General features: G+C 74.0%; 1 protein-coding gene. It reads left to right on the forward strand.

Translation table 11 applies throughout. The features are described 5' to 3' along the window. Positions 1-2 precede the first annotated feature (2 nt). Positions 3-9,647 carry a type I polyketide synthase gene (locus tag ACMTAK_RS32205; RefSeq protein ID WP_413813058.1) on the forward strand — a complete coding sequence of 3,215 codons (9,645 nt, stop codon included), beginning with the start codon at positions 3-5 and terminating at the stop codon, positions 9,645-9,647. Positions 9,648-9,656: the final 9 nt, after the last annotated feature.

Raw genomic sequence — 9,656 nt, forward strand, 5'->3', positions numbered from 1 at the left:
TGGTGAATAACGAGGACAAGCTCCGGGACTACCTCAAGCGCGCCACCGCCGATCTGCGTCAGGCCCGCCGGCAGCTCCGCGAGGTCGAGGAGCGGCACCAGGAGCCCATCGCGATCGTCGCGATGAGCTGCCGCTACCCCGGCGGGGTCACCACCCCCGAGGAGCTGTGGCGGCTCGTCCTGGACGGCCAGGACGCGATCTCCGGCTTCCCCACGGACCGTGGCTGGGACGTCGAGTCGCTCTACGACGCCGACCCCGACCAGGCGGGCGCCAGCTATGTGAACGAGGGCGGGTTCCTCTACGACGCGGGCGGCTTCGACCCGGCGGTCTTCGGGATCTCGCCGCGTGAGGCCATGGCGATGGACCCGCAGCAGCGGTTGCTGCTGGAGAGCTCCTGGGAGGCGTTCGAGCGGGCCGGGATCGACCCCACCGGGCTGCGCGGCAGCCGGACCGGTGTGTTCGCGGGCGTGATGTACCACGACTACACCTCGCGGCTGGACTCCGTGCCCGAGGGCGTCGAGGGCTTCCTCGGCACCGGCAGCTCCGGCTCCATCGCCTCCGGCCGGGTGTCGTACACCTTCGGTCTTGAGGGCCCGGCGGTCACGGTTGACACGGCGTGCTCGTCGTCGCTGGTCACCCTGCACATGGCGGTGCAGGCGCTGCGCAACGGCGAGTGCTCGCTGGCGCTCGCGGGCGGTGTCACCGTGATGGCCACGCCCTCGACGTTCACCGAGTTCAGCCGGCAGCGCGGGCTCGCCGCCGACGGCCGCTGCAAGCCCTTCGCCGCCGCCGCGGACGGCACCGGCTGGGGCGAGGGCGTCGGCATGCTGCTCGTCGAGCGGCTGTCGGACGCCCGCCGACACGGCCACCCGGTGCTCGCCATCGTGCGGGGCTCGGCCATCAACCAGGACGGCGCCTCCAACGGCCTCACCGCGCCCAACGGCCCGTCCCAGCAGCGCGTCATCCACCAGGCGCTCACCAACGGCCGCCTCTCCGCCGCCGATGTGGACGCCGTCGAAGCACACGGGACCGGGACCACGCTCGGCGACCCGATCGAGGCGCAGGCGCTGCTCGCCACCTACGGCCAGGAGCACACCGAGGACCAGCCGCTGCTGCTCGGCTCCATCAAGTCCAACATCGGGCACACCCAGGCCGCCGCCGGTGTCGCCGGAATCATCAAGATGGTCATGGCCATCCGCCATGGCGTGCTGCCCAAGACGCTGCACATCGACGAGGCGACCCCGCATGTGGACTGGTCGGCGGGCGCGGTGTCGCTGCTCGCCGACACCACCCCCTGGCCGGAGACCGGCCACCCGCGCCGCGCCGCCGTGTCCTCCTTCGGCTTCAGCGGCACCAACGCCCACACCATCCTGGAGCAGGCCCCCGCCGAGGAGGCAGAGGAAGCCGCCGAGGAACCGGCGGCCCCGACGAAGCGGCTGGACGTCGTGCCGTGGGCGGTGTCGGGCAAGAGCGCGGCGGGGCTGCGCGCCCAGGCCGAGCGGCTGCTGGCCCACCTCGAGGCCGACCCGTCCCTCAGCCCGGTGGACGTGGCCCTCTCGCTGGCCACCACCCGGGCCCAGCTCGACCACCGCGCCGTGGTGCGCGGCCACGACCGCGACGAACTGCTGGCCGGGCTCACCGCCCTGGCCGAGGGCGGTATGGCGGCGGGCGTCGCACAGGGCTCCGTCGTCGGCGGCCGCACGGCGTTCGTCTTCCCGGGGCAGGGGTCGCAGTGGGCCGGTATGGCGGTGGGGCTGATGGACGCCTCGCCCGTCTTCGCCGCGCGGATCGAGGAGTGTGCGGCGGCGCTCGCGGAGTTCACCGACTGGTCGTTGGTGGAGGTGCTGCGGGGTGCCGAGGGTGCCCCCTCGCTGGACCGGGTGGATGTGGTCCAGCCGGTGCTGTTCGCGGTGATGGTGTCGCTGGCCGAGCTGTGGCGTTCGCTGGGCGTCGTCCCGGCCGCGGTGATCGGCCACTCGCAGGGTGAGATCGCGGCGGCGTGTGTGGCCGGAGCCCTGTCGCTGAAGGACGCGGCCCGTGTGGTGGCGTTGCGCAGTCAGGCGATCGGTCGGGTGCTGGCGGGCAAGGGCGGCATGGTGTCGGTGGCGCTTCCGGTGGCGGACGTGCGGGAGCGGATCGCGCCGTGGGGCGAGGAGCGGATCTCGGTGGCGGCGGTCAACGGCCCGTCGTCGGTGGTGGTTTCGGGTGAGCCCGAGGCGCTGGACGAACTGCTCGCGTCCTGTGAGGCCGATGAGGTGCGGGCGCGCCGGGTGCCGGTGGACTACGCCTCGCACTCCGCGCAGGTCGAGCTGCTCCGCGAGGAACTCCTTGAGCTGCTCGCGCCCGTGGAGCCCAGGGCTGCCGAGGTGCCGTTCCTGTCCACCGTGACGGGGGAGTGGGTCGACGGCTCCGAGCTGGACGCCGAGTACTGGTTCACCAACCTGCGGCGCACGGTTGAGCTGGAGGGCGCGGTCCGGCGGCTGCTGGACGAGGGCTTCGGGGCGTTCATCGAGTCCAGCGCGCACCCCGTCCTCACCATGGGTGTGCAGGAGACCGCCGAGGACGCGGGCCGCGAGGCCGCCGCGATCGGCTCGCTGCGCCGTGACGAGGGCGGCCTGGACCGCTTCTGGGCCTCCGTCGGCGAGGCGTGGACCCGGGGCGTCGTCGTGGACTGGGCCGGGGTGTTCGACGGTACGGGCGCGACTCGCGTCGAACTGCCCACGTACGCCTTCCAGCACCAGCACTACTGGCTCGAGGCGGGCAGCCCCGCCGCTGCCGCCGCCATCGCCGCCGACCCCGTCGAGGCCCGCTTCTGGGAGGCCGTCGAGCGCGAGGACTGGCAGACGCTCGCGGCCGAGCTGGACATCGACGGCGACGAGCGGGTCAGCGCGCTGCTGCCCGCCCTGGCGTCGTGGCGCAAGCAGGCCCGTGAGCAGTCCACGGTGGACGGCTGGCGCTACCGCGTCACCTGGAAGCCGCTCGCCGACGGGCAGTCCGCGAGGCTGACCGGCACCTGGCTCGTCGTCGCCCCGGACACCGAGGGCACAGAGGACACCGAGAACACCGAGGCCACCGGGACGACCTGGACCGATGCCGTGGCCGGTGTGCTCGCCGAACGCGGCGCCGACGTACGGCGGATCACCGTGGACACGGACGCCGACGGCCGCGACGAGCTCACAGAGCGGCTGCGGGCCGCGCTCGCGGAGACCGACGGCATCCCGTTCACCGGAGTGCTGTCACTGCTGGCCCTCGACGGCCGTCCGCACCCCCGGCATCCCTCCGTCCCGGCCGGAGTGGCGGCGCAGCTCGCGCTGGTGCAGGCCCTCGGTGACGCGGGGATCGGCGCGCCGCTGTGGTCCGCCACCCGTGGTGCGGTCTCCGTCGGCCGCGCCGACCCACTGGACTCCCCCGACCAGGCGCTGGTCTGGGGCCTGGGCCGGGTGGCCGCGCTGGAACACGGCGAGCGCTGGGGCGGTCTGGTGGACCTGCCCGGAGTGCCCGACGAGCGGGCGCTGGCCCGGCTGGTGACCGTGCTCGCGGGGGCCGACGAGGAGGACCAAGTCGCGATCCGCGCCACCGGGCTGCTCGTACGCCGTCTGGTGCGCGCCCCGCTGGCCGCCACGCCCGCCGTACGGGCCTGGAAGCCCACCGGCACCACCCTGGTCACCGGCGGTACGGGCGCGCTGGGCGCCCATGTGGCGCGCTGGCTGGCGGGCAACGGGGCCGAGCACCTGGTGCTCACCAGCCGCCGTGGTCTGGACGCCCCGGGCGCGGCGGATCTGCGGTCCGAACTGACCGAGCTCGGCGCCAAGGTGACCATCGCCGCGTGCGACGTGGCCGACCGCGCCCAGGTCGAGGCGCTGCTCGCGGACATCCCCGCCGAACACCCGCTGACCGCCGTCGTCCACACGGCCGCCGTACTGGACGACGGGGTGATCGAGGGCCTGACCCCGGACCAGGTGGACCGGGTGCTGAAGGTCAAGGTGGACGCCACCCGCCATCTGCACGAGCTCACCCGGGATCTGGACCTGTCCGCGTTCGTGCTGTTCTCCTCCTTCGCGGCCACCTTCGGCGCGCCCGGCCAGGGCAACTACGCGCCGGGCAACGCCTTCCTCGACGCCTTCGCCGAGCACCGGCGCGCCGAGGGCCTGCCCGCCACCTCCCTGGCCTGGGGCCCGTGGGGCGAGGGCGGGATGGCCGAGGGCGGCGTCGGCGACCGGATGCGCCGCCACGGCGTCATCGAGATGGCGCCACGCGCCGCCGTCACCGCGCTCCAGCACGCGCTGGACCGCGACGAGTCGGTGCTCACCGTCATCGACATGGAGTGGAAGCGCTTCGTCCTCGCCTTCACCTCCGGCCGCTCCCGTCCGCTGCTGCACGACCTGCCCGAGGCGCGGGACGTCATCGAGGACATGGCCGGGGACGCCGAGGCGGACGGCGCGGGCGCGGTCGCTCTCGTGCGGCAGCTCGCCGGGGTGCCGGAGGCCGAGCAGGAGCGGCTGGTGCTGGAGCTGGTGCGCACCGCCGTCGCGGCCGTCCTGGGCTACGCGGGCGCCGATGACGTCGAGGCGGGCAGGGCGTTCAAGGAGCTGGGCTTCGACTCGCTGACCGCCGTCGAGCTGCGCAACCGGCTCAGCGCCGCCAGCGGGCTGAAGCTGCCGCCGACCCTGATCTTCGACTACCCGACGCCCACCGTGCTCGCGCGCCATCTGCGTACCGAGATCGCGGGCGGGCAGCGGGCCGCCGTGGCCGCGCTGCCGACCGCGGCGGCGCTCGCGGACGACGAGCCGATCGCCATCGTCTCCATGAGCTGCCGCTTCCCGGGCGGTGTGCGCACCCCCGAGGAGCTGTGGCAGCTGCTCGCCTCCGGTGGCGACGCGCTGTCGGAGTTCCCGGGCGACCGCGGCTGGGACGTCGAGTCGCTGTACAACCCGGACCCGGACGCGCAGGGCACCAGCTACACCCGCGAGGGCGGATTCCTCACCGGGGCCGCCGACTTCGACCCCACCTTCTTCGGGATCTCGCCGCGTGAGGCCATGGCGATGGATCCGCAGCAGCGGCTGCTGCTGGAAACCTCCTGGGAGGCGTTCGAGCGGGCGGGCATCGACCCGGCCACGCTGCACGGCAGCCCGTCCGGTGTCTTCGTCGGCACCAACGGCTCCGACTACTCCATCGTCATGCGCAGCAACACCGAGGGCTACGAGGGCCACCTCGCCACCGGCAGCGCCGCGAGCGTCGTCTCCGGCCGCCTCTCGTACACCTTCGGCCTGGAGGGCCCAGCGGTCACCGTGGACACCGCGTGCTCGGCGTCGCTGGTGGCGCTGCACCTGGCCGTCCAGTCGCTGCGCCAGGGCGAGTGCTCGATCGCGCTCGCGGGCGGGGTGACCGTGATGGCCACCCCGGGCACCTTCATCGAGTTCAGCCGTCAGCGCGGACTCTCCTCCGACGGCCGCAGCAAGGCGTTCTCCTCGGACGCGGACGGCTTCAGCCCGGCCGAGGGCGTAGGGCTCCTGCTGGTGGAGCGGCTGTCGGACGCCCGTAGGAACGGCCACCCGGTGCTCGCCGTCGTCCGTGGCTCGGCGATCAACCAGGACGGTGCGTCCAACGGTCTGACGGCGCCCAACGGCCCGTCCCAGCAGCGCGTCATCCGGCAGGCCCTGGCCAACGCCCGGCTGTCCGCCTCGGAGGTGGACGTCGTGGAGGCACACGGCACCGGTACGACGCTGGGCGACCCGATCGAGGCGCAGGCGCTGCTCGCCACCTACGGCCAGGAGCGGCCCGACGGGCAGCCCCTGCTGCTCGGCTCCATCAAGTCCAACATCGGCCACGCCCAGGCGGCCGCCGGTGTCGCCGGTGTGATGAAGCTCGTGCTCGCGCTGCGCCACGGCGTGCTGCCGGAGTCGCTGCATATCGTCGAGCCCACCCCGCATGTGGACTGGTCGGCGGGCGATATCGAGTTGCTGACCGGGGCCCGGGAGTGGCCGGAGACCGGCCGTCCGCGCCGGGCCGCCGTGTCCTCGTTCGGCTTCAGCGGCACCAACGCGCACGCCATCATCGAGCAGGCGCCCGCCGAGGAGCCGGACGAGACCGAGCCGGTGACCCGGAGGCTCGACGCGCTGCCGTGGACGGTGTCCGGCAAGAGTGAGGCGGCGCTGCGCGCCCAGGCCGCCAAGCTGCTGGCCCACCTCGACGCCGACCCGGCCCCGCGCCCGCTGGACATCGGCCACTCGCTGGCCACCACCCGCGCCGCCTTCGACCGGCGCGCGGTGCTGGTGGGCACGGACCGGGACGATTTCGTCCGGGGTTTGGACGCCCTCGCTAGGGGGCAGGTCCTGCCCAACCTGGTGCAGGGGGCCTCAATCGGGGGCAAGGCCGCATTCGTGTTCCCAGGACAGGGGTCACAATGGGTAGGCATGGCCGTGGGGCTGTTGGATGCTTCACCGGTGTTCGCTGCCCGTATTGATGAGTGTGCCGCCGCGCTCGCAGAGTTCACCGACTGGTCGTTGGTGGATGTGCTGCGCGAGGCGGAGGGCGCACCGTCACTGGAGCGGGTGGACGTTGTTCAGCCGGTGTTGTTCGCGGTGATGGTGTCGCTCGCGGAGCTGTGGCGTTCGCTGGGTGTGCGGCCGGCGGCCGTGGTCGGCCATTCGCAGGGTGAGATCGCGGCGGCGTGTGTGGCGGGGATTCTGTCGCTGAGGGACGCGGCCCGTGTGGTGGCGTTGCGCAGTCAGGCGATCGGCCGGGTGCTGGCGGGTAAGGGCGGCATGGTGTCGGTGGCGCTTCCGGTGGCGCAGGTGCGGGAGCGGATCGCGCCGTGGGGCGAGGAGCGGATTTCGGTGGCGGCGGTCAACGGGCCGTCGTCGGTGGTGGTTTCGGGTGAGCCCGAGGCGCTGGATGAGCTGGTGGCCGCGTGTGAGGCGGACGAGGTGCGGGCGCGCCGGGTGCCGGTGGACTACGCCTCGCACTCCGCGCAGGTGGAGTTGTTGCGCGATGAGCTGCTGGAGCTGCTGGCGCCCGTACAGCCGAAGAACGCCGAGGTGCCGTTCCTGTCCACCGTGACGGGGGAGTGGGTCGAGGGCCCGGAGCTGGACGCCGAGTACTGGTTCACCAATCTCCGCCGGACCGTTGAGCTGGAGGGCGCGGTCCGGCGGCTGCTGGACGAGGGCTTCGGGGTGTTCATCGAGTCCAGTGCCCACCCGGTGCTGACGATGGGTGTGCAGGAGACCGCCGAGGACGCGGGCCGTGAGGCCGCCGCGATCGGGTCGCTGCGCCGCGACGAGGGCGGCCTGGTCCGCTTCCACACCTCGCTGGGCGAGGCGTGGACGCGTGGCGTGGCCGTGGACTGGGAGGCCGTGTACCAGGGGACGGGCGCGACTCGCGTCGAGCTGCCCACGTACGCCTTCCAGCACCAGAGTTACTGGCCGCAGGCGGCCGACACCCCGGCCGACGAGTCGGGCGCGCCGTCCGATGCCGTGGACGCCCGCTTCTGGGAGGCCGTCGAGCGCGAGGACCTGGAGTCGCTGGCCGACACCCTCGCGTTCGAGGACGACGGTGAGCGGTCCTCGCTCGGCGCCGTCCTGCCCGCCCTGGCGTCGTGGCGCAAGCAGGCCCGCGAGCAGTCCACGGTGGACGGCTGGCGCTACCGCGTGACCTGGACCTCCCTGACCGAGGCACAGGCCACGCGGCTGTCCGGCACCTGGCTGCTGGCCGTGCCCGAGTCCGCCGCCATCGACGACTGGACGCTCGGCGCGGTGCGGATGCTCACCGAACGCGGCGCCGAGGTGCGGCAGATCACCCCGACCGCCGTGGAGTCGGACCGCGCGTCGCTGACCCGCCTGGTGCGCGAGGAGCTGGCCGACGCCGGAGCCGTCTCGGGTGTGCTGTCGCTGCTCGCCTTCGACGCGGGCACCGCGCCCGGCACCGACGGTGTCAGCGCCGGGCTGGTCGGTACCGCCGTGCTGATCCAGGCCCTCGGCGACGCCGGGGTGGACGCGCCGCTGTGGTGCGCCACCCGGGGCGCGGTCGCCGTCGGACAGACGGACCAGGTGGAATCCCCCGAGCAGGCGCTCGTCTGGGGCCTCGGCCGGACCGCCGCCCTGGAGTACCCGGAGCGCTGGGGCGGTCTGGTGGACCTGCCCGGCGCGCCCGACGAGCGGGCGCTGGCCCGGCTCGCCGGGGTGCTCGCCGGGACCGGCGGCGAGGACCAGCTCGCGGTGCGCGCGGCCGGGGTGTTCGCCCGCAGGCTCGCCCACGCCCCGCTGGCCGGCGCGCCCGCCGTACGGTCGTGGAAGCCGTCCGGTACGACGCTGGTCACCGGCGGTACGGGCGCGCTGGGCGCCCATGTGGCGCGCTGGCTGGCCGCAGGCGGGGCCGAGCACCTGGTGCTCACCAGCCGCCGTGGCCTGGAGGCCCCGGGCGCGGCCGAACTGCGGGACGAGCTGACCGGGCTGGGCACCGAGGTCACGATCGCCGCGTGCGACGTGGCCGACCGCAAGGCCGTCGAGACGCTGCTCGCCGACATCCCGGCCGACCGGCCGCTCACGGCGGTCATGCACGTCGCGGGCGTCCTGGACGACGGTGTCCTGGACGCGCTCACCCCGGAGCGGTTCGCCACCGTCCTCGGCCCCAAGGCCGACGCGGCGCGCCATCTGGACGAGCTGACCCGCGATCTGGACCTGTCCGCGTTCGTGCTGTTCTCCGGTATCGCGGGCACCCTCGGCGACGCCGGACAGGGCAACTACGCGGCGGCCAACGCCTATCTCGACGCGCTGGCCGAGCGGCGCCGCGCGGCGGGCCTGCCCGCCACCTCGGTGGCCTGGGGCCGCTGGGGCGAGACGGGTCTGGCCGCCGACGGCGCCATCGGCGAGCGGCTGGACCGGGGCGGCGTCCCGGCGATGGCCCCGCACGCCGCGATCACGGCGCTCCAGCGGGCCCTGGACCACGCGGACACGGTCGTGGCCGTCGCCGACATCCAGTGGGACCGCTTCGTCCACGGCTACACGGCGGTCCGCCCCAGCCCGCTCATCGGGGAGCTGCCCGAGGTCAAGCGGGTGCGGGAGACCGGCGGCCCGGCCGGTGAGGCAGGCACGGCCTCCGACGGGTCCCCGGCGGACGCGCTGCGCAAGCGGCTGGCCGGGATCTCCCGGGCCGAGCAGTCCCTGGTCGTCCTGGAGGTCGTGCGTACCAACGCCGCCGCCGCGCTCGGCCACGCCTCGACCGACGAGGTCGGCGCCGGACGGGCGTTCAAGGAGCTGGGCTTCGACTCGCTCATCGCGCTGGAGCTGCGCAACCGGCTGACCGCCGCCACCGGGCAGAAGCTGCCCGCCACGCTGGTCTTCGACTACCCGACCCCCGCGGCGCTCGCCGAGTTCCTGTGCGGCCGGATCGTGGGCGACGGCGGTACGGCCGCGGCGCCCGGTCTCGCGGAGCTCGACGCGCTGGAGTCCGCGCTGTCCGTGCTCGACCCCGACAGCGAGGCACGGGACGACATCGCGGCCCGGCTGCGGGACCTCGCGGCGAAGTGGGCGGAGCCCCGTACGGACGACGCCGAGGCGGCCGACGGCGACAGCGGCACCGTGACGGAGAAGTTGCAGGAGGCGACGCCCGACGAGGTCTTCGCCTTCATCGACAAGGAACTCGGAATCTGAGGATCGTTG

Origin of the sequence: Streptomyces lacaronensis (assembly GCF_047337785.1) — a bacterium.
Lineage (GTDB): Bacteria > Actinomycetota > Actinomycetes > Streptomycetales > Streptomycetaceae > Streptomyces > Streptomyces lycopersici.